Raw genomic sequence first — 20751 nt, 5'->3', positions numbered from 1 at the left:
CCTATGCCCGACGCCCCGGGAGGGGTCCGGCGGGCCTCGATCGGATAACGGTGGTCGGTCCCCCGGCCGCCGTCCGCCTGACGGTATCCTCCAATCGTCTTTGTAGGAACCTGCTAAGGAGCCGTGATGTCCGCCAGTGCCTCCTGGATCGCCAGGGACGCCGCCGCCGTCTGGCACCCGTTCACCCAGCACGCCGCCTGGACCGCCGACGACCCCGTCGTCGTCGACCGCGCCGAGGGGCCCTGGCTGTGGGACGTCGACGGCCGCCGATACCTCGACGGCGTCTCCTCACTGTGGACCACGACCCTCGGGCACGGCCACCCCGCGATCAGCGCCGCCGTCGCCGCCCAGCTCGCGAAGCTCGATCACGCCACGTTCCTCGGCGCCACCCACGCCCCCGGCATCGAACTCGCCGAGGCCCTCGTCGCCCTCGCCCCCGAGGGCGACGGCCCCGAGCTGACGAAGGTGTTCTACGCCGGCGACGGCTCCTCCGCCGTCGAGGCCGCCCTCAAGATCGCCTACCAGCACTCGGCGCAGACCGGGCGCCCCCGGCCGAAGTTCGTGCGGCTGGACCACGCCTACCACGGCGACACCCTCGGCGCCGTCGCCGTCGGCGGCCACGACCTCTTCCACGAGGCGTACCGGCCGCTCCTGCTGGAGACCATCGGCGTCGCCTCGCCCGGCGACCGCGCCCTCGGCCCCGACCGCCTCGGCACCGCCCTCTCGCACCTGCGGTCGGTCATGGACGAGCACGGCGACCAGGTCTGCGCGATCATCGTCGAGCCGATGGTCCAAGGCGCCGCCGGCATGCTCGACTACGACGCCGAATTCCTGCGCGCCGCAAGGAGACTCGCCTCCGCGCACGGCGCGCTGCTGATCTTCGACGAGGTCGCCACCGGCATCGGCCGCACCGGCCGCATGTGGGCCGCCGAGCACGCCGGCGTCGTCCCCGACCTCCTCACCTGCGGCAAGGGCATCACCGGCGGGTACCTGCCGCTCTCGGCCGTGCTCGCCGCCGAGCACGTCTACGAGGCGTTCCTGTCCCGCCCCGGGGACACCGCGCCGCGCACGTTCTTCCACGGCCACACCTACACCGCGAACCCGCTGTGCTGCGCCGCCGCGCTGGCGAACCTGCGCGCCATGGGGGAGGAGGACGCGGTCGGGCGGGCCGCGCGCCTGGGCGAGCGGCTCGGGAAGCTCCTCGAACCGGTGGCCGCGAAGGACGGCGTGGTCGAGGTCCGCCGCCTCGGCACCATGACCGGCGTTGAGGTCGCCCCAGCGGGGGACCGCACCGGCTTCCGCGTCTGCCGCGCCGCCCGCGACCGCGGCGTCTGGCTGCGGCCCCTCGGCGACACAGTCGTCCTCATGCCGCCCTTGACCCTCGGCGACGACGAGGCCGACCTCCTCGTGGAGGCCCTCGACGCCGCGATCGACGAGGTCTTCGCATGAGCCCCGAATCCGCCACTGCGCCTACCGAAACCGGTCGACGAACGCAGTCCGACGTGGGGGTGGCGGTCGAGCCCGTCACGCCGGAACCGGTGGCCGAGGGCCCGGCACCCGGACCCGAGTTCGCGCGAACGCGCGACGCCGCCGCGCCGTCGGCCGGTCTCGCGGTGCCACCGCGACCGACCGGCGCCCGGCGCAGCACGTCGCCCGGCACCGGGGCTTCGCGCGCCGCCGACGCTTCGGCCGGTCCCGTGGCACCGGCGGAGCCGCACCCGCTTGCCGCCGTCTGGGACCGCTTGGGCCGCAAGGCGGACCTGCGGGCCAAGGCCGGGCTCACCCGCACTGCCCGGGCCCGCGCCGATGCGATCGACCTGGCGGGGAACGACTACCTCGGGCTCTCGCGCCACCCCGGCGTCCTCGCCGCCGCCGAGGCCGCGCTGCGGGAGCACGGGCTCGGCGCGGGCGGCTCGCGGCTCGTGCGCGGCACCACCGGCGTCCACGAAGCGTTCGAAGCGGACTTCGCCCGCCTCACCGGCACCGAGACCGCCGTCCTTTACTCCTCCGGATACCTCGCGAACCTCGGCGCGGTCGCCGCGCTCGCGGCCGGGCCGGTCCTCCTCGACGCGCACGCCCACGCCTCCCTCCACGACGCCGCCCGCCTCGCCGGGAAGCCCTCGGACACGTTCGCGCACAACGACCTCGACGACCTCGAACGGCAGCTGCGCGCGCTGCGGCCCGCGCTCGTCGCCGTCGAGTCGGTGTACTCCGTCCTCGGCGACGCCGCCCCGCTCCGCGACCTGGCCGCGCTCACGAGCGCGCACGGCGCGCTCCTCCTCGTCGACGAGGCCCACGCGATCGGCACGATCGGCCCGGACGGCGCCGGCGGCGTCGCCGCCGCCGGACTCGCGGGCGACCCCGGGGTCGTCGTCACCGCCACGCTCTCGAAAGCGCTCGGGGCCGCGGGCGGCGTCGTCGCCGGCCCGGCCGCCCTGCGCCGCCACCTCCACGACACCGGCCGCACCTTCATCTACGACACCGCCCCGCCGCCCGCCGTGATCGCCGGCGCCGCCGCGGCCCTCGCCATCGCCCGCGAATCCCGAAGCGCCCGAACCGAACTCCACCGCCGCGCCGCCCTCGCCGCCGCGGCCCTCGGCGCCCCCGCGCCCGCCGCCGGCGTCTGCTCACCGCCCGCCGGAGACTCGCACGCCGCCGCCGCGTGGGCCGCGCGCTGCGCCGCCCGCGGCGTCGCCGTCGGCTGCTTCCGGCCCCCGTCCACCCCCGACCACCGCTCCCGCCTGCGCATCACCGTCAACACCGGCGTCCCCGCGGACGACTTCGCGCACGCCCTCGACACCGTCCTGGAGGCCCGCCCATGATCACCTTCGAAGGCCCGGTCCTGGTGACCGGCACCGACACCGGCGTCGGCAAGACCGTCACCACCGCCGGACTCGCCGCCGCCCTCATCCGCCAGGGCCGCAGCGTCGACGTCATCAAGATCGCCCAGACCGGCGATGACGACGACGCCGCCGAGATCACCCGCCTCTCCGGCGCGCCCGCCCGCGCCCTCGCCTCCTACCCGGACCCGCTCGCGCCCTACGCGGCCGCGCGCCGCAGCGGCCTCCCGCTCCTCAAACTCGCCGAGGCCGCCGACGCCGCCCTCGACTCCCCGGCCGAGGTCGTCCTCCTCGAAGGCGCCGGCGGCCTCCTCGTCCAGCTCGGCCAGGACGGCTGGACCGCCCGCGACCTCGCCGTCGAACTCGGCTGCCCCGCCGTCGTCGTCGCCCGTGCCGGCCTCGGCACCCTCAACCACACGACGCTCACCCTCGAAGCCCTCTCCCGCCGCGGCATCGACACGGCCGTCGTCATCGGCGCCTGGCCGCTCCACCCCGGCATCGCCGAATACGAGAACCTCACCGACCTCCCCGGCGACCGCCTCGGCTGGATCCCCGACGGCGCCGCGAACCTCGACCCCGAGGCGTTCCGCCTCGCCGCCGCCGAATGGTTCGCGCTCCCTGAACCTGAAGCGCTGCACTGACACCGACGGCCGGGACGCGCCGTGCGGTCCGGGGCCGCGTGACGCCGCTGCCGGGCCGCTCTCGCGCCGCGGCCGGTCCGCGATCCTCTCTGGCAGCCCGCCCGAAGCGCCGGTGCACGCACATCCGCGGCCGGTCCGCGACCGCAGCGCGCCATGTGCTCTCCCGGTCCGCGCTCGCAGCGCCGCGTGCCCACCCGGGCTGTGGCGCTCCGCGACCACCGAGCCGGCCAGCGCCACGTGCCCTCCCGGTCCGTGGCGCTCCGCTACCACCGATCCGGTCCGCGCCCGAACCGCCCGCCGCGTCGCGCCCGCCCGCCGACCGCGCCCGCCGCACCCGTCCGCATCCGCGCCCGGGCCGCCCGCGCAGTGGAACGCCTCCGCTACATTTGGCAGCGATCCGGCCCTATTCGGGCCATATCAACGCGATGCGGGCGCCCCTACCCCCGGCGCCCGCATCGTCCCAGGCAGCGCCCGCGCCGCCGTGAATCGCGGCACCGCCGCACCCAGCAGCCAGTCCAGGCCCCAGTCGATCCCCGACGCCGCCACGCTGCGGAACTCGCAGCGCATCCGCAGCCCGTCGTCCGCGTCGCCCGTGACCGGGACCGTGTGGTCCCACGCGGCGCGCGGATCGTCGGTCTCCATCCACGAGTACGTGTTCACCTGGTAGTCGAAGTCGCGCCACTCCGGGACCGCCATCAGCTTGCTGCCCAACACCTCCCCGAACCGCACGCCGCGCACCCCGGTCTCCTCCACCGCCTCCCGCAGCGCCGTCTCCCCGGGCGTCTCGCCCGGCCGCGCCCCGCCCCCGGGGACCTGCACCCCCGCCTCCGGATCGTCCACATGGAGCATCACGAGGACCTCGACCCCTGGCCCGCCCGGAAGATCGCGAAGGACATAGGCGGTGCCGCGCTGGCGGAACTCCAAGAACTCAGGCATCCCGACAGCCTGGCAAGCGCATGCACCCCAACGCAAGCGCAATACCGCCACCGCTCACCCGCGCAGCCGCACCACCAGCGGGCTCGGCATCCGGAACGACAGGTTCGGGTCGCTCACCGGCGCCGCCACCACCGCGCAACGGGGGAGCAGCGGCGCGAACTCCGCCACCACCACCTCCGCCTCCAGTCGCGACAGCTGGCTCCCCAGGCAGCGGTGCGCGCCCGCCCCGAACGCCAGATGCCGCCGCGACCCGCGCTGGCCCGGGACCATCGCCGCCGGGCACGCCGCCACACCCTCGTCGGCCCCCGCCGCCGCCAGCCACACCAGCACCGAGTCGCCCGCCGCCACCGGCACCCCGCCGAGGTCCATGTCCCGCAACGCCACCCGCCGCCACGACGTGATCGGCGGCAGCAGCCGCAAACCCTCCTCCACGATCGCGGCCGCGTCATGGTCCAGCAGGCCCGGCTCCACCACCAGGCGGTGCAGCAGCAGCGTCAAGAACTGCGACGTCGTCTCCTGGCCCGCCACCAGCAGGAAGAACAGCGCCGCCGTCGCCGCGTCCTCCCCGTGCTCCTCCAGCAGACCCCGGGTGGCACCGGTCGACACGGCCGCCCAGCCCCGCAGCAGCGCATGGAACGGCCCCACCGTCTCGGCCAGCTCGCGCTGGCGGTCCAGGTCGGGGTCGCCCCAGAACAGCTCCAGGGCCGCGCGGCTGAACCGCTTGACCTCACCGGTCGCGGCCACGTCGAGGTCCATGAGCCGCGCCAGGGCCGCCAGCGGGATCTCCGACGACACCGCCGCGTCCACGTCGACGGCCTCGCCCGCTCGCAGCCGGTGCGCGACGCCCGCGGCCGTGCGCCGCGCGAGCCCCGTCAGCCAGGGGCGCAGCGCCGCCACCCGGGCCGGCGCGAACACCTCCCCGAACCGCTCGCGAATGCCCGCGTGCGAAGGGGTGTCGTTGTTCGCCAGCGTCGCCGGGAGCCGGAACCGGTGGGACGCCAGCTCGCGCAGCGGCCCGGCGGGGATCGGGACGACCGCGTCCAGGGCGTTCGCGGCCGAGAACCGCTCCCGGTCGGCCAGGACCTCCCGGGCGAGGCGGTGCGAGGCGACCACGACCTGCCCGTCCTGCCGGAACACCGCGGCGGCGGGGCGCGGATGTTTCCACAGCTCGTAGAGCACGGGCGCAGCCTACCTCCCCCGAACGTACGAGGCCCGCTCACGGTAATCTGCTCTCAGTCTTTCGGCGCGTCTCACCCAGGCCGGCACCGCCCGCCGGCGAGCGCCGGCGGCGCCGTCCGGCACAAGAGCAATGCCCACAGAAGGAGACCGTTCCCTTGCAGGAGTACTCCTCCCAGGCCGCGTACGACCGCGGCGAGGCCGTCTGCGTGATCGGCGCCGGGGCGTCGGGCCTCATAGCGGTCAAGAACCTCCGCGAGAACGGCTTCGAAGTGGACTGCTACGAGCGGGACACCGTCCTCGGCGGCCTGTGGAACCCGCAGAACCAGCACAGCCCGCTCTACCCGAACACCCACCTGGTCACCTCCCGGTCCCAGACCGAGATCCCCGACTTCCCCATGCCCGACGACTGGCCCGACTATCCGTCCGCGGCCCAGATGCTCGCCTACCTGACCTCGTACGCCAAGCACTTCGGGCTCTCCGAGCACATCTGGTACGGCTCCGAGATCTCCCACGTCGAACCCGTCGACGGCTCCCGCTTCGAGGTCGTCGTCAAGCCCGCCGCCGGGAACGCCGCCCGCCGCCTCCGCTACGCCGCCGTCATCATCGCCACCGGCCACCACTGGTCCCCGAACCTGCCGTCCTACCCCGGCCTCGACCAGTTCCGCGGCTCGGTCCTCCACTCCTCGCAGCTCAAGGACCCCTCCCGCCTGCGCGGCAAGCACGTCCTCGTCGTCGGCGGCGGCAACTCCGGCGCCGACATCGCCTGCGAGGCCGCCGTGAACGCCGCCAGCTGCGTCCACTCCGTGCGCCGCGGCTCCTGGCACCTGCCGAAGTACCTCGGCGGCGAGCCCTCCGACTACGCGCTCGCGCGCCTGGCCTCGCGCCCGAAGTTCCTGCGCCGCTTCCTCACCGACCGCCTCCTCAAAGGACCGGCGGCCCTCGCCGCCCGCATGGGCGTCGCCGCCGAGGGCCGCCCGCTCGAGGAGGAGCCGGTGCGCAACGGCCGCTACATGGAGCACGTCGGCGACGGCTCCATCCAGCGCCGCGGCGAGGTCGCCCGCTTCGACGGCTTCGACGTGGCCTTCGCCGACGGCACCGAGATGCGCCCCGACCTCGTCGTCCTCGCCACCGGGTACCGGCCCAAGTTCACCTCGGTCGACCCGAAGCTGCTCGGCATCGAGGGGGACTCGCCCTACCCGAAGCTGTACGCGCGCATGTTCTCCCCGCACAAGGAGACCCTCGCGGTCGCCGGCCTCGTCGAGCCCGGCGTCGGGGTGCTCCCGATCGTCCACTGGCAGACCCACGCCATCGCCCACTGGCTCCTGGTGCGCAAGAGCGACCCCGAGCGCGCCGCGAACTTCCGCGTCCAGGTCCGCAGCGAGGCCGAGCAGGACACCGCGCGGCCCGCGGGGTCGTCGCCGCGGCACCAGCTCGCCGTGGACGCCGAGCAGTACCTCGCCAGCCTCGGACGCATCATCGACACCCTCGAACAGGAGCCCGCCAAATGAGCCTCGCCGCCTGGGTCCGGCGCGCCCGCACCCCCGCTCCCGCCCCCGTCAAGCGCGAGTACGCGTTCTTCGAGCCCGCCGACCTCTTCGACCTGGAGATCAAGGACGACCCCGAGGCCAGCCCGGTCCTGTGCTGCACCGGCGACCCCGCCGGCGCGGCGGCCTTCAACGCCTTGTGGCTCAAGCGGATCGCGACCTCCGGCCGGTACGCGGCCGCCGTGAGCGTGCGCGGCCAGGGCGGCACCCCCGCCGCCGAGGGCGGCCTCGAGGCCCGCGCCCACGACCTCGTGCAGGCCGCGGTCACCGTGCCCCGCCAGGCCGTCCTCATCGGACACAAGGAGGGCGCGGCCTGGGCCGCGCTCGCCGCGGGCCGCTACCCGACCGCCGGCCTGGTGCTCGTCTCCCCGCGCCAGGTCCCCAAGCAGCCCCCGCGCCCGGTCGGCGCCCCGCCGGTGCTCCTCGTCGTCGCCGAGTCCGAGACCCAGTCCAAAGAGGCCCAGGCCGTGGCCGACGCCTACGGCACCGCCCCCCTGACCTTCGCCGGCTCCCCCGACGACGTCTTCAAAGGCGCCGGCGCGGAAGGACTCCTCGACGCGATCCTCTCCTGGCTCGCCGCCGGCAAGAAGGACTGACCGCCGCGCACACCACCGACCCCGCCGACGGCGAGGGAAGGGCCCCCGGTTTCGAAGCTACCGGGGTGAACCTGAAGGGGACCTGAAGCGGCGCGTCAGACGACCGCGCCGTCGTCCGGGTCGTCGGCGTCCTTGTCCGGGCGGAGGCGGCTGATCAGGAGCCACACGCCGATCAGGAACCCGCAGAAGCCGACCAGGCGGCCCGGGTTCGTGCCCAGCGGCGCGATGCCCGGGTTCACCAGGAGCGCCAAGCCCGCGATCACGAGCAGCACCCCGCCCACCGCGGGCAGGCTCGGCCACGGCACCGGCGGCGGCTCCGGAGGATCGTAGTCGTCCTCCTCGTCGTCCGGCAGGTCCGCGTCCCACAGCTCCAGCAGGCCCGGCTCCTCATCGGACGCCGCCGACGCCGGCGGCGTCATCGGCACGGCGTCCGCCGGATGCTCCTCCGCGCCGTACGCCTTCGTCAGCCCCAGGCCCGGGTCCTCCAGGTCCTTGATGAGCTCGTTGAACCGCCGGTCCACGTCCTCGGGCAGGAGCTCGCCCTCGCGGCCGTCCTCCTGCTCGCTGCGCTCAGGCTCCTCGCCCCGCTCAGTCATGGACGCTCCGTGCCTTCGCCAGCTGCCGCTCCATGAACTCCGCGCTCCCCGCGAAGATCGTCTCCGCGTCATAGTCGAGCGTCGCCACATGGTAGCTGCGCGGCAGCACCGTCGACTCCACGTCCTTCGACCGCACCCCGGCCCGCACCACCGCGCTGTTGCGCGGACTCACCACATGGTCCTGCGCGCTCGTGAAGATCCGCAGCGGCACCGTCACCCGCGCCAGCTCCGGCCGCGTCACCTTCCACAGCCGCCGCAGCGACGCGTACGCCGCCACCGGCGTCCGGGCCGTCGTCTTCTCCCGCACGTCGGGCTTGTTCAGATCCGAGCCGATCGCCGCCACGCTCGGCATCACGTACCGCAGCACCGGCGCCAGGAACCCCTGCGGCTTGTCGTCGAAGATCGCCGGGTTCACCAGCACCAGCCCCGCGAGGTCCCCGCCGCGCTGCTCCGCCAGCCGCAGGCACAGCGACCCGCCCATCGACAGGCCGCCCGCGAACACCGGGCGCCCCAGCGCCAGCGCCTCGTCCAGCGCCTCCTCCAGGCGGCCGTACCACTCCTGCCACGTCGACTTCGCGAGCACCTGCCACGTCTGGCCGTGGCCCGGCAGCAGCGGCGCGATGACGTTGAAGCCCGCGTCCCGCAGGTGCTCGCCCCACGGCCGCATCGACGCCGGGTCTGACGTGAACCCGTGGCAGAGCAGCATCGTGGCCTTGGCGTCAGGGCCGAGGTCGAACGCGAACTCCTCGGAATCGATCGACACGTCGCCTCCTGGAACGATGAATGACGGGCGCCGGGCCGACCGGTGGTCGACGCGGCACCTGGGCCGCGACCGGGAGGTCCCTTTTCGCGCTGCGTGCCCATTCTCGCACGCGCCCGCCCCACCGTGCCACCGCTGAGGGCCCCGCCGCCCCGTGCGGGCCGGACGCCGTCCGCTGGATTGACCGATGCCGATACGCTTGAACGCGTGATCATGTGGTGGTTTCTCAAGGCGACACTGGGGTCGCTGCTGTGGGTGGTCTACCGCCCGAAGGTCGACGGGCTCGAGCACGTGCCCGAGGAGGGCCCGGCGATCCTCGCCTCGAACCACCTCGCCGTGACCGACTCCTTCTTCATGCCCCTGGTCCTCAAACGCCGGGTCACCTTCATTGCGAAGGAGGAATACTTCACCGGCACCGGCTTCAAGGGCTGGTTCGTGCGCTCCTTCATGAACGCCGTCGGCGCCATCCCCGTCGACCGCGCCGGAGGCGACGCCGCCAACGTCTCCCTCGACACCGGCAAGCGCGTCCTCTCCGAAGGCCGCCTCTTCGGCATCTACCCCGAGGGCACCCGCTCGCCCGACGGGCGCCTCTACCGCGGCAAGACCGGCGTCGCCCGCCTCGCCCTCCAGACCGGCGCCCCGGTCGTGCCCGTCGCCATGCTCAACACCGGCGAACTCCAGCCGATCGGGCGACGCATCCCGCGCATCGGCCGCGTCCGCATCAAGTTCGGGCCCCCGCACGACTTCAACCGCTACCGCGACCTCGTGGGCGACCGCTTCATCGAACGCGCCGTCACCGACGAGGTCATGGACGCCCTCCGCGAGCTCTCCGGCCAGGACTACGTCGACGAGTACGCCGCGAAGGTCAAGGAACGCCGACAGCAGGGCTGACCCGCTCCGCGCCGCACCTTACTTCCCTCCGGGCCGTCGCACTGCACTTCCCTCCGGGCCGTCGTACCGCCCGCACCGGGCGGCCGCACCGCACCCGCTCCACCGCCGAACCGCACCACACCGCATCGGCACCGCATCCGCACCCTGGACGCCGCCGCACCGCCCCCGCAGCACCGCCCGCGTCCCGCCGCGGGACCGCTCCTACTCGGGCCCGCCGAAGCCCGCCCGCCGCCGCAGCGCCGGCAGGTCCACCACCACGATCTTGCGGCCCTCCGTGCGCAGCCAGCCCCGGTTCGCGAAGATCCCGATCGCCTGGTTCACGCTCTGGCGCGACCCGCCCGCCATCTCCGCCAGCTGCGTCTGGTTCAACTCGATCGTCGTCATCGGCGAGGAGTGCTGCTCCGCCAACCGCACCAGGGTCTTCGCCACCCGCCCCGGCAGGTCCAGGAACACGTGGTCCGAGGACTGCTCCGTCAAGCGCCGCACGATCATGCCCATCGACCGCAGCACCGCGTCGAGCATCTTCGGGTTCCCGTGCACCAGCTCCAGGAACGACGACCGCGCCAGCGCCAGCGCCGACGTGTCCTCCAGCGCCTCCGCGCTGGCCGACCGCGGCGAGCCGTCGAGGAGCGAGACCTCGCCGAGGACCTCCGGGGCGCGCGCGACGTGGAGCATCGCCCGCTCGCCGGTGGCGGCGGTCCGGAAGACGCTCACGGCGCCGGAGCGGATCATGATGAGCGACTCGCCCGGCTCGCCCTCGAAGAACAGCAGGTGCCCACGCCGGTAGTGGCGCTGTACCGCCACCCCCGCGATCTGCCGCCGCGCCTGCGAGTCCAGGCCGGCGAACATGGCGACGCCTGCAAGCGGGTCTTCAGATGGGCTGACACCCATGGTTCTTCCCCCTTCGGTGGGTCCCGGGTCCGCGGGTCCCCTCCGATGATCGCTGTCTTTTCCGTAGTTGTACAGGGCTCGGTGTCGGAAACTTCACGCTCCGTTGGGTCGTGTGTCCGGACGGTGCACTTGTCGCTCGGCCGAGCGTACGATGGAGTCTACGTGCTTTCGCGTCTATTGTCCGGTATCGCGCTGCTCATAGGCGGATTGCGAGGTCAGATTCCGGCTGCCTGATCGTATGGCGTAGCGTCGACTCCAGTCCGGCGACATACGGGCGGCTCCCGATTCGGGCCGAACAGGCCGCCCGTGATCATACGAAAGGCCGATGCGTGGCGTACCGCTACTTCTACGACACCGAGTTCATCGAGGACGGTCGCACCATCGACCTGGTCTCGATCGCGGTCGTCGACGAGCACGGCCGCGAGTACTACGCCGTGTCGACCGAGTTCGACCCGTCCCGGGCGATCGAGTGGGTGCGCCGCAACGTCCTCGACAAGCTCCCGGCCCCCTCGAGCCACCTGTGGAAGGACCGGGCCACGATCCGCGACGAGCTGTACGAGTTCCTGGTCGAGCCGGTGCGGCGCAAGACCGGCAGCCACCCGGGGGAGCGGGTGGAGCTGTGGGCGTGGATCGGCGCGTACGACCACGTCGTGCTCGCGCAGCTGTGGGGCACGATGCCGGAGCTGCCGCGGGCCCTGCCGCGGATGACGAAGGACCTGCGCCAGCGCTGGGAGGACCTGGGCCGGCCCGAGCTCCCGGTCACGCCCGACGCGGACATGCACGACGCCCTGACCGACGCGAAGCTCAACCTCGCCCGCTGGAAGGCGCTCGAGGCGGTGCGCGGCGACCGCGCGGGCGCCGTCGAGTCCCACTACTGAGCGCTCCCGGGCGTCCCATCCCTGATCGCGCCCCGGAACCCCTGGTCGCCGCTCCCGGGCCCCGATATATGGTGGGTGGTGTTTCGGCAATGAGGCCGCCCAGTTAACAGTCCTCACTTCTAGGGAGTTAGACGCATGCGCATTGGCGTGCTCACCGGCGGCGGCGACTGCCCCGGTCTCAACGCGGTCATCCGTGCCGCTGTCCGTAAGGGCACCAAGGAATACGGCCACGAGTTCGTGGGCTTCCGGTACGGCTGGAAGGGCCCGATCGAGGGCATCACCCAGGAGCTGAACTGGGACGTGGTCGAGGGCATCCTCGACCAGGGCGGCACCATCCTCCACTCCTCGCGGACCAACCCCTACAAGATCGAGGGCGGCGTCGAGGCCATCAAGAAGAACATGGCCGAGCTGGGCGTGGACGCGCTCATCGCGATCGGCGGCGAGGACACCCTGGGCGTGGCCACGAAGCTGACCGCCGACGGCGTCAACTGCGTCGGCGTGCCGAAGACGATCGACAACGACCTCTCGGGCACCGACTACACGTTCGGGTTCGACACCGCCGTGAACATCGCGACCGAGGCCATCGACCGCCTGTGGACGACCGCGGACTCGCACGACCGCTGCATCGTCGTCGAGATCATGGGCCGCCACGCGGGCTGGATGACGCTGCACGCGGGCATCGCCGGCGGCGCGAACGTCGTCCTCATCCCCGAGGTCGCCTTCGACATCGAGAAGGTCGCGAACTTCGTCAAGGAGCGCAAGGAGGCCGGCAAGGCCACCATCGTCGCCGTCTCCGAGGGCGCGCACGCCGAGTCCGGCATGGTGCTCAAGGACGGCGAGGTCGACGCGTTCGGCCACGTCAAGCTCGGCGGCGTCGGCGACTGGGTCGCGACGGAGATCAAGGAGCGCGCGGAGATCGAGACCCGCGCGATCATCCTCGGCCACCTCCAGCGCGGCGGCACCCCGACCGCGTTCGACCGGGTCCTGGCGACCCGCCTCGGCCTCGAGGCCGCCGACGCGGTCAACGAGGGCGACTTCGGCAAGATGATGGCGCTCCAGGGCACCAATGTGGTGCGCATCCCGATCCACGAGGGCACCGACGTGCTCAAGACCGTCCCGGTCGAGCGCTACGCCGACGCCGAGGTCTTCTTCGGCGTGTAGCGCACACCGAAGGCCGGTCCCGGCCGCTGGGGTGGGCCCCCGGTTTCGAACCCTAGCGGGGCGAACCTGAAGGGGAGCTGAAGCGAGGGCACGGCGAGAGCCGTCCGGAGCCCAGGGGTGGGCCCCCGGTCTCGAACCCTAGCGCTGGGTTCCTGAAGGGGAGCTGAAGCGGGACCGGCCACAAAGCACTGCGAACGCGCAACCACGGGCACGCCCGGTCGTTAGACCGGACGTGCCCGTGGCTCATGCAGAGGCTGAACCTCTCGAAGAGAAGGAAATCGGCGAGATCCCGCATCTCGCCGATTTCACGTATCACAAGACCCTCGCCGACGTCGACTTCGACGGCGTCCCGGTGGCGGGTCTCGACGCCGACTTCTACCGGCGCCCGGTCGGCGACCGGCTGCTCAGCGTCGGCGTGTACCGGTTCGCCGGAGCCGAGACCCACCGGGCCTGGGGCTGGGTCGGCGAGGAGCACTGCTCCTGGCACGCCTACCGCGACCCCGCCACGGGCGGGTTCGACGGCCCCTTCGCCGGCTGCCCGCTCCTGCGGGTCCTCCGCGACGGCGACACCGCGAGCGGGTTCGAGCTCGGCTCGGGGGACCGCGCCAGGCGGTACCTCGTCACCCCCGGCGCGGCCGGGACGGCGGGCGCGGTCACCGCGCGCCCGGCCGATGCGGCCCCTGCCGGGCCGGCTTCAGTCGCCTTCCGCGACCTGGGCGTTCGCCTGGGCGCTCTCCAGGCGGGTCACCCGCCGCGTGTAGACGATCGCCGCGACCGTGACCGCGAGTCCGAGGAACAGTCCGCTGCCCGCGAACAGGGCCGAGGCACCCGGTGAGAACCCGAGGATCGCCACCGGCACCTGCACGACGCCGATCAGGCCGACCAGCAGCCACTTGCTCCGGCCCCGCCCCCACAGCAGCGCCGTCCAGATCGGCGCGACCACGATGGCGAGGGTCGCGATGTCCAGCGCCCAGTGCAGCACCGGGTTGTGGACCCGGTCGTGCTGGAACGCCATCGCCGGGCTCGACACCGCCAGGATCATGGCGGCGACGGTCGCCACGAAGGCAAGACGACGTGTCATTCGTGACCTCCTTTGCGTGCGAACTCTTAACGCTACGTGCAGTAGTCGCTCCTGTCTGTCGGGTATCCGCCACTAGCCGGGACCGCTTCGAACGCCCATCTGGCACGAATCGGGGGAGTCGGCCCCGGCCCGGCCGCCGTACATTGCTCGTGAATCGACAGTGGGAGGATCCTGTGGTGGGTCAGGTCGGCCATGGCGGCATCGACTGGGCGGGCGTGGTGCTCGACCGGGGCCGCGACGCGGCGACCGAACGCGAGGGCCGCGCGGCCGTCGCCGGCTGGCAGCGCTTCGCGCGCCGCTACCGCCTCGAGTTCCGGGCCGAGCTCGAACCGGAGGACTGCGACGGCGAGACCGCGGAGGTCCTCACCGCCCTCGGCGCCCTCGGCTTCCCGGTGGCCTGCGTGCGCGGCTGGACCCGCGGCGCCTGGGACGGGCGGACCTCCTTCGGGTTCTGCGCCGTCGACGCCACCGCCGCCGGCTCCCGCTACCAGCTGCGCTTCAACGCCGCGCCGCTGCGCCTCGACCGACCCGACACGGTCCAGCACCGCCTCCTCGACGGCGACTCCGCGCTGGCCGCGACCTGGCACCCCGAACGGCACCGGTACGCGGCCGTGGCGCTTACCGAGCCCCCGCGGCCCCAGGCGCGCCACCGCGGCCGACTCGGTCAGGCCGTCGACCGCCTCTTCCGGCCCGTGCCCCGCCGCCTTCACACCGCCGACCCGCGCTTCGCCGCAGCGCTCGCCGCCGAGGCCGACCGCTCCGGCCTCGATCTCTTCCGCTGGTCCTGGGCCGCCAAGGGCGGCTGGCTCACCACCTGGCGCAGCGACGCCGCCCCCGGCGACGACGACCGCTCCCGCGCCCGCTTCATGGACTTCCTCCCGGCCCTCGCCGCCTGCCTCGAACGCACCCAGACCCACTAGCCCCGATTCGAATCGCCCGCTTCAGCTCTGCTTCAGGTTCGCTGCGCTAGCTTCGAGACCGGGGGCCCTTCCCTGGCGGTGTGCCCGGCCGTTCGCGTACCCGGCGGCGGTCCCGGTGGGGCGGTCGGCTTCTTCAGCTCTGCTTCAGGTTCGCTGCGCTAGCTTCGAGACCGGGGGCCCTTCCCTGGCGGTGAGCCCGGCCGTTCGTGCACCCGGCGGCGGTCCCGGTGGGGCGGTCGGCTTCTTCAGCTCTGCTTCAGGTTCGCTGCGCTAGCTTCGAGACCGGGGGCCCTTCCCTGGCGGTGAGCCCGGCCGTTCGTGCACCCGGCGGCGGTCCCGGTGGGGCGGTCGGCTTCTTCAGCTCTGCTTCAGGTTCGCTGCGCTAGCTTCGAGACCGGGGGCCCTTCCCTGGCGGTGAGCCCGGCCGTTCGTGCACCCGGCGGCGGTCCCGGTGGGGCGGTCGGCTTCTTCAGCTCTGCTTCAGGTTCGCTGCGCTAGCTTCGAGACCGGGGGCCCTTCCCTGGCGGTGAGCCCGGCCGTTCGTGCCCCCGGCGGCCGTCCCGGTACGGCGGCCCGCTTCAGCTCCCCTTCAGGTTCGCCTGTGTAGCTTGGAAAACCGGGGGGCCTTCCCCAGGACTTCCGCAGGTCTTCAGCGTGCACGCGAACGGCCGACCGCCCAGGAGGGCGGTCGGCCGTTCGGGTCGCCAGTTCGCGTCGCCGCAGTTCGGGTCGCCGTGGTTCGCGTTGTGCCGCTTGGCGTTACGGGTGGGTCTTGGACAGCTCCGCCGCTTCGACCGTGTGGCGCAGCAGGAGTGCCGTCGTCACCGGGCCGACGCCGCCGGGGACCGGGGTCAGGCGGCCCGCGATGCCGGAGACGGCCGCGTAGTCGACGTCGCCGACCAGGCCGCCGTCGTCGGTCGGGTTGGTGCCCACGTCGATCACGGTCGCGCCCGGCTTGACGAAGTCCGCGCCGATCATGCCCGCGCGGCCCACGGCCGCGACCAGCACGTCGGCCTCGCGGCAGACCGCCGCGAGGTCCTTCGTGCGCGAGTGGCAGACCGTCACCGTCGCCGACTCGTTGAGCAGCAGCAGCGCCGCCGGCTTGCCGACCACTGTGGACCGGCCGACCACCACGGCGCGCGCGCCCGACAGCGTCAGGCCCTCCTCGTGCTTGAGCAGCTCGAGCACCGCCGCGGCCGTCGCCGGGGCCCACGTGCGCAGGCCCGCGCCGAGACGGCCCAGGTTCGTCGCGTTCGCGCCGTCGATGTCCTTGAGCGGGCTGATGTGCCCGCCGACCTCCGCGAGCGTCACTCCCTCCGGGAGCGGCGTCTGGCAGATGATCCCGTGCACGCCGGGATCGGCCGACAGCTCCTGGAGCTTCGCGACGATCTCGTCGCGGCCCGGCGCGTCGAGCTGCTCGATGCGGCAGTCGACGCCCTCCTTCTCGGCGGCCTTCTTGATCGACCGCACGTACCAGGCCGTGCCCTCGTCGTCGGTCGGGACGACGACCGCGAGCGTCGGTGCGGTCCCGTTCTCGCGCAGCTTCGCCGCCGCCGCGGCCACGCCGGCCCTGATCTCCTTGGCGACCGCGCGCCCGTCGATGTCGCTCATGCCCGGATCCGCTTCGCCACCGCGTGCATGATCGCCTCGGCCTGCACCTTCGCCTGGAGCGCCTCGTTGAGCGCGCTCGCGAGCCGCTCGCGCTCGCCCGCGTCCTTGATGGACACCAGGTTGATGTCCACGTTCAGCGCCGCCGACTCCAGCGCCGACTTCGCCGCCGACGCCGCCACCGCGACATCGGAGAGCACGTTCGGGTTGGAGCCCTCCAGGACCCGGCCCGACAGCTTGATGACCTCGGCCGCGACCTTCGCCACCGCGAGCGGCACCGCCGCGGCCTCGACCAGGCCCGCCTGGATCGCCGCGGTCCGCGCCGCCTTCTCCTCGTCCGAGGACTTCGGCAGCCTGTAGGCCGCGACCACGCCCGAGAACGCCTCCGCGTCGTCCTCCGCCAGCTGGAGCGCCTCCAGCCGCAGCCGCTCGGCCTCGGCCAGGACCTCCCGCATCATCGCCTCGTGCTCCGCGAACTTCGGCTTCCCGATCGTCAGGTTGCACACCATCGAGACCAGGGCGGCGCCCATGGCCGCGTTCACCCCCGCCGCGGCGCCCCCGCCGGGCGCCGGCCGCTCCGACGCGAGGTCGGTCAGCCACTCTTCAATCGTCGTCTTGCGCACCCGACCAGCTTAGACGCGCCCCGAAAGGTGGGATGTCTCCGAGCGCCCCAGTGTGTCGCGCCGCCCGCCGCCGCTCAATCCCTGGGATCGCCAAATCGGCGTCGCCGCCCCCCAGCCCGCCCGCGTACGATATCGGCGTGAACCGCCAATGGCATGACCTGCGAAACCCCGGACTCGTCCCCGTCATCGCAGACGAGGAAGAAGCCGAGCGCTATCAGCTGGACGCCTGGCGGGACCTGCCCCGCGAGCAGGTTCCCCCGTGGCCCGATTACGCCGAGGTCGAAGAGGTGACCGGCGTCCTCGCCGCCGTCCCGCCGATCGTCGCGCCCTACGAGGTCGACCACCTGCGCGAACGCCTCGCCGAGGTCTGCGAGGGCCGCGCCTTCCTCATGCAGGGCGGCGACTGCGCCGAGACCTTCATCGACAACACCGAGCACCACGTCCTCGCCAACATGCGCACGCTCCTCCAGATGGCGGTCGTGCTCACCTACGGCGCGTCGCTGCCCGTCGTCAAGGTCGGCCGCGTCGCCGGCCAGTACTCGAAGCCGCGCTCGGCCGCGACCGACTCCCTCGGGCTGCCCGTCTACCGCGGCGACATGTTCAACTCGCTCGAAGCCACCGAAGAGGCCCGCGTCTGCGACCCGCAGCGCATGATCCGCGCCTACGCGAACTCCGCGGCCGCCATGAACATGCTCCGCGCCTACCTGCGCGGCGGCCTCGCCGACCTCATGGCCGTCCACGACTGGAACAAGGACTTCGTCCGCAACTCCCCGGCCGGCGAGCGCTACGAGGCCATCGGCCGCGAGATCGACCGCGCCGTCCGCTTCATGGCCGCCTGCGGCGTCGACTCCGAGAACCTCCACACCGCCGAGGTCTTCGCGTCCCACGAGATGCTCGCCATCGAGTACGACCGGGCGCTCACCCGCATCTTCGACGGCAAGGCGTACGCCCTCTCCGGCCACATGCTCTGGAACGGCGAGCGCACCCGCCAGCTGAACGGCGCCCACATCGACTTCCTCTCCCGCGTCGCGAACCCGGTCGGCTGCAAGATCGGCCCCACCGCCACGCCCGAATGGGTGGTCGAGATGTGCCAGAAGCTCAACCCGCAGAACCTGCCCGGCAAGCTCGTGATCATCACCCGCATGGGGCACAAGCACGTCCGCACCCTGCTCCCGCCGATCATCGAGAAGGTCGAGGCCGCCGGCTGCAAGGTCGTGTGGCAGTGCGACCCCATGCACGGCAACACCTACGAGTCCGCCTCCGGGTACAAGACCCGCGCGTTCGACCAGGTCGTCGATGAAGTCCTCGGCTTCTTCGAGGTCCACCGCCGCACCGGCACCCACCCCGGCGGCATCCACATCGAACTCACCGGCGAAGACGTCACCGAATGCGTCGGCGGCGCCCAGGAGATCCGCGACGACCAGCTCTCCGACCGCTACGAGACCGCCTGCGACCCGCGCCTGAACACGCAGCAGTCGCTCGAACTGGCCTTCCTCGTCGCGGAGATGCTGCGCCACTAGCCCATAGAGTGGTGTGCATGAGTGCACACGACGTGTTCCTGCTCGGCGGAGTCTTCCCCGGTGCCGCACCGGCCGAAGCGCTCCGCCGAGTCGTCTCCTATGCGCGCCAAGCGGAAGCCTCCGGACTCGACGGCGTCTGGACCGCCGAGCACCACTTCATCGAGTACGGCGCCAGCCCCTCCGCGACCCTCATGGCCGCCCACCTCCTCGCCGCCACCGCCCGCATCCAGGTCGGCACCGCCGTCGCCGTCCTCTCCAACCGCCACCCCGTGGCCCTGGGGGAGGAGGCCGCCGCCCTCGACGCCCTCGCCCCCGGCCGCTTCCGCCTCGGCGTCGGCCGCGGCGGCCCCTGGATCGACCTCGACGTGTTCGCCACCGGCCTCGAACGCTACGAACGCGGCTTCGAAGAAGGCCTCCGCCTCCTCGTCCGCTGGCTCTCCGGCGACACCGAAGTCGCCCACACGGGTGAATTCTTCGACGTGCTCCCCGTCCGCGTCATGCCCCCCGGCACCGGCGCCCCCATCTGGGTCGCCGCCACCGGCGAAGGCACCGCGCGCCTCGCCGGCCGCCTCGGCCTCCCGCTCCTCCTCGGCATGCACGCCCCCGACGACGACCACCGCGCCCTCATCGCGGCATGGCGCGCCGAAGCCGAGACCGCCGGCCGCGACCCCGACGCAGCCGAGCACGCCTCCACCCACCTCGCCCAGATCGCCGACACCCCCGCCGGCGCCGACCGCCTCCGCGCGTCCCTGACCGAGCTCCTCACCCGCGGCGTCGGCCAGTACGTGTCCCTCAAACCCGGACGCGCCCAACGCGACCACGCCGCCTACGTCGACTGGATGATCGAGCGCCACGCCGTCGGCACCGCCGCCCACGTGGCCGAACGGCTCGCCGCCTCCGCCGCGGCCACCGGCGTCAAGCGCCAGCTCCTCCTCGTCGAAGGACTCGGCGACGAAGCGGCCGTGCGCGACAACATCGCCGCGCTCGGGGAGGTGCTCAGTACGGCCGGAACTGCGTCGCCTGCGGCGGCAGCCCCTTGAGCGGCTCCCGGCCGCGCTGGCGGAACCACTGGTTCGCCGAGCCGGTGAACAGGCACAGGAGCGTCACCAGCGGCATCGACAGGCCCAGCAGCGTCCAGACCAGGCGCGAGCCGTCGACGGCCGCCCCGGCGTCGTCGTCGGCCCGGAAGCCGGTGTACATGCCGATGAAGCCGACCACGACGGACGCGAGCATGAGCAGGATCGTGACGATCTGCGCCCAGCGCCGGCCCGCGCCGATCTTCACCGCGAGGATCCCGTAGAGGATCACCACCAGGATCGTCACCGCGACGACCATCACCACGAGCGCGGCGAGATCCTCGAACACGTCGGTCAGGTCCTGGTCGAACGTGAACTCGCCGAAGTCGACCGAGGTCCAGAACACCCCGATGATCCCCGTCCCGGCCCCGCAGCAGATGAGGAACGAGAACTGGAGCCACAGCATCACCTGCGCGGCGGTGACGGTCCCGGGCTTGCGGTGCAGCAGCTCCGGCGGCAGGGGCGTGGACGGCGGGGTCAGCATGGGCGGGTCCTCCGGGTGGGCGGTCCCTGAAGTCTAGGGCTCGGGGGCCACCTCGTCGGGACCGGTGAACCACCGGTCGGCCTCGGCTGTGCGGAGGTTCACGACGGTCATGGCCTGGATCGCGAACCACGGGAGGGCCGTCGCGAGCGTCACGAACGGCATCGGCGACGCGAACGCGGCCGCCGCCGCACCCGTCGCCAGCACCACCGAGGCGATCACGGCCGCCGACCGCGCGCCCTGGAACCGGTCCCCGATCATGAGCGTCAGCAGCCCGGCCCCCATCCCGAGCGCCGGCACCCCGACGACGAGCAGCAGCCCCACCAGGCCCCCGCCGACCGCGCCGATCATGAGCATCCCGAACGGGTAGGGCACGAACGCGGCGGACAGCAGCCCGCCGCCGACGAAGTACCCGAACTGGAGCCACAGCCCGATCTGGGCGAGGCTGATCGAACGCGGCGTCTCTCGCGGGGATGCGGCCATGGACCAAGTGTCGCTCAATCGCCCGGCCCGGTCGGCTCCGCGCCGG

At 73.1% G+C, this 20751-nt stretch carries 21 protein-coding genes; 11 read left to right on the top strand and 10 right to left on the bottom strand.

The window, feature by feature from the left end; genetic code table 11:
• The first annotated feature begins 126 nt into the window (after window positions 1-126).
• From bioA to bioD, 3 genes are all read left to right on the top strand, one after another.
• Window positions 127-1449: an adenosylmethionine--8-amino-7-oxononanoate transaminase gene (gene bioA, locus EIW28_RS04495; RefSeq protein WP_125246476.1), complete on the top strand. Its 1323-nt coding sequence runs from the start codon at window positions 127-129 to the stop codon at window positions 1447-1449.
• 248 nt (window positions 1450-1697) lie between these two features.
• Window positions 1698-2822, top strand: a complete 1125-nt coding sequence (locus tag EIW28_RS04490) for an aminotransferase class I/II-fold pyridoxal phosphate-dependent enzyme (RefSeq protein WP_232013790.1) — start codon at window positions 1698-1700, stop codon at window positions 2820-2822.
• Window positions 2819-3481 carry a dethiobiotin synthase gene (gene bioD / locus EIW28_RS04485; protein WP_125246474.1) on the top strand — a complete coding sequence of 221 codons (663 nt, stop codon included), beginning with the start codon at window positions 2819-2821 and terminating at the stop codon, window positions 3479-3481. The genes EIW28_RS04490 and bioD overlap by 4 nt, the downstream gene beginning before the upstream one ends.
• A 417-nt stretch (window positions 3482-3898) precedes the next feature.
• Here the strand turns inward: bioD and EIW28_RS04480 are convergent, their stop codons facing one another.
• Both EIW28_RS04480 and EIW28_RS04475 read right to left on the bottom strand, forming a co-directional pair.
• On the bottom strand, window positions 3899-4417 hold the full coding sequence (locus tag EIW28_RS04480; protein WP_125246473.1) for an NUDIX domain-containing protein: 519 nt from the start codon (window positions 4415-4417) through the stop codon (window positions 3899-3901).
• Between the two features lie 54 nt (window positions 4418-4471).
• Complete coding sequence (locus EIW28_RS04475) at window positions 4472-5596, bottom strand: cytochrome P450 (RefSeq protein ID WP_125246472.1); 1125 nt, start codon at window positions 5594-5596, stop codon at window positions 4472-4474.
• Window positions 5597-5751: 155 nt separating this feature from the next.
• On the opposite strand from EIW28_RS04475, the gene EIW28_RS04470 reads away from it, so the two are divergent.
• Window positions 5752-7104 carry a flavin-containing monooxygenase gene (locus EIW28_RS04470; protein WP_125246471.1) on the top strand — a complete coding sequence of 451 codons (1353 nt, stop codon included), beginning with the start codon at window positions 5752-5754 and terminating at the stop codon, window positions 7102-7104.
• A complete protein-coding gene (locus EIW28_RS04465; RefSeq protein WP_125246470.1) occupies window positions 7101-7736 on the top strand; it encodes a hypothetical protein in 636 nt (211 codons plus the stop codon). The genes EIW28_RS04470 and EIW28_RS04465 overlap by 4 nt, the downstream gene beginning before the upstream one ends.
• A 95-nt stretch (window positions 7737-7831) precedes the next feature.
• Here EIW28_RS04465 and EIW28_RS04460 read toward each other — a convergent pair whose 3' ends face one another.
• The gene (locus EIW28_RS04460) at window positions 7832-8332 is read right to left on the bottom strand and encodes a hypothetical protein (RefSeq protein WP_125246469.1); all 501 of its coding nucleotides are present in this window, start codon (window positions 8330-8332) and stop codon (window positions 7832-7834) included.
• Window positions 8325-9095, bottom strand: a complete 771-nt coding sequence (locus EIW28_RS04455; protein WP_197717058.1) for an alpha/beta hydrolase — start codon at window positions 9093-9095, stop codon at window positions 8325-8327. Before EIW28_RS04455 ends, EIW28_RS04460 begins: the two co-directional genes overlap by 8 nt.
• Before the next feature lie 210 nt (window positions 9096-9305).
• On the opposite strand from EIW28_RS04455, the gene EIW28_RS04450 reads away from it, so the two are divergent.
• Window positions 9306-9983 (top strand): lysophospholipid acyltransferase family protein, encoded by a 678-nt coding sequence (locus EIW28_RS04450; RefSeq protein ID WP_125246736.1) that lies wholly within the window; start codon window positions 9306-9308, stop codon window positions 9981-9983.
• 201 nt (window positions 9984-10184) lie between these two features.
• On the opposite strand, the gene EIW28_RS25330 is transcribed toward EIW28_RS04450, so the two are convergent.
• The gene (locus EIW28_RS25330) at window positions 10185-10874 is read right to left on the bottom strand and encodes a Crp/Fnr family transcriptional regulator (protein ID WP_197717057.1); all 690 of its coding nucleotides are present in this window, start codon (window positions 10872-10874) and stop codon (window positions 10185-10187) included.
• Window positions 10875-11203: 329 nt separating this feature from the next.
• Between EIW28_RS25330 and EIW28_RS04440 the strand changes: the two genes are divergently transcribed.
• Together EIW28_RS04440 and EIW28_RS04435 are read left to right on the top strand one after the other, a co-directional pair.
• Window positions 11204-11752 carry a polyadenylate-specific 3'-exoribonuclease AS gene (locus EIW28_RS04440; protein ID WP_125246468.1) on the top strand — a complete coding sequence of 183 codons (549 nt, stop codon included), beginning with the start codon at window positions 11204-11206 and terminating at the stop codon, window positions 11750-11752.
• Between the two features lie 135 nt (window positions 11753-11887).
• Window positions 11888-12913: a 6-phosphofructokinase gene (locus tag EIW28_RS04435; RefSeq protein ID WP_125246467.1), complete on the top strand. Its 1026-nt coding sequence runs from the start codon at window positions 11888-11890 to the stop codon at window positions 12911-12913.
• 694 nt (window positions 12914-13607) lie between these two features.
• Here the strand turns inward: EIW28_RS04435 and EIW28_RS04430 are convergent.
• Window positions 13608-13994, bottom strand: a complete 387-nt coding sequence (locus EIW28_RS04430) for a hypothetical protein (protein ID WP_125246466.1) — start codon at window positions 13992-13994, stop codon at window positions 13608-13610.
• Window positions 13995-14170: 176 nt separating this feature from the next.
• On the opposite strand from EIW28_RS04430, the gene EIW28_RS04425 reads away from it, so the two are divergent.
• On the top strand, window positions 14171-14914 hold the full coding sequence (locus EIW28_RS04425) for a hypothetical protein (protein WP_125246465.1): 744 nt from the start codon (window positions 14171-14173) through the stop codon (window positions 14912-14914).
• 759 nt (window positions 14915-15673) lie between these two features.
• Here EIW28_RS04425 and EIW28_RS04420 read toward each other — a convergent pair.
• Together EIW28_RS04420 and EIW28_RS04415 are read right to left on the bottom strand one after the other, a co-directional pair.
• Window positions 15674-16525, bottom strand: coding sequence for a bifunctional 5,10-methylenetetrahydrofolate dehydrogenase/5,10-methenyltetrahydrofolate cyclohydrolase (locus EIW28_RS04420; RefSeq protein ID WP_125246464.1), 852 nt, complete (start codon window positions 16523-16525; stop codon window positions 15674-15676).
• Window positions 16522-17145 carry a cyclodeaminase/cyclohydrolase family protein gene (locus tag EIW28_RS04415; RefSeq protein ID WP_125246463.1) on the bottom strand — a complete coding sequence of 208 codons (624 nt, stop codon included), beginning with the start codon at window positions 17143-17145 and terminating at the stop codon, window positions 16522-16524. The genes EIW28_RS04420 and EIW28_RS04415 overlap by 4 nt, the downstream gene beginning before the upstream one ends.
• 137 nt (window positions 17146-17282) lie before the next feature.
• Here EIW28_RS04415 and EIW28_RS04410 point away from each other — a divergent pair, with 137 nt between their 5' ends.
• Together EIW28_RS04410 and EIW28_RS04405 are read left to right on the top strand one after the other, a co-directional pair.
• Window positions 17283-18665 carry a class II 3-deoxy-7-phosphoheptulonate synthase gene (locus EIW28_RS04410; protein WP_232013789.1) on the top strand — a complete coding sequence of 461 codons (1383 nt, stop codon included), beginning with the start codon at window positions 17283-17285 and terminating at the stop codon, window positions 18663-18665.
• Window positions 18666-18682: 17 nt separating this feature from the next.
• Complete coding sequence (locus tag EIW28_RS04405; RefSeq protein ID WP_125246461.1) at window positions 18683-19705, top strand: LLM class flavin-dependent oxidoreductase; 1023 nt, start codon at window positions 18683-18685, stop codon at window positions 19703-19705.
• Here EIW28_RS04405 and EIW28_RS04400 read toward each other — a convergent pair.
• Complete coding sequence (locus EIW28_RS04400) at window positions 19662-20225, bottom strand: hypothetical protein (protein WP_125246460.1); 564 nt, start codon at window positions 20223-20225, stop codon at window positions 19662-19664. The two genes, EIW28_RS04405 and EIW28_RS04400, sit on opposite strands and share 44 nt — an antisense overlap.
• Before the next feature lie 33 nt (window positions 20226-20258).
• Entirely contained in the window at window positions 20259-20705 is a 447-nt protein-coding gene (locus tag EIW28_RS04395; RefSeq protein WP_125246459.1) for a hypothetical protein, read from the bottom strand.
• Window positions 20706-20751: the final 46 nt, after the last annotated feature.

The organism is Glycomyces terrestris (assembly GCF_003933745.1).
Taxonomy (GTDB): Bacteria; Actinomycetota; Actinomycetes; order Mycobacteriales; family Micromonosporaceae; genus Glycomyces; species Glycomyces terrestris.
Note: the sequence above shows the minus strand (reverse complement) of the source record. Positions and strands in the feature narration are given on the sequence as shown.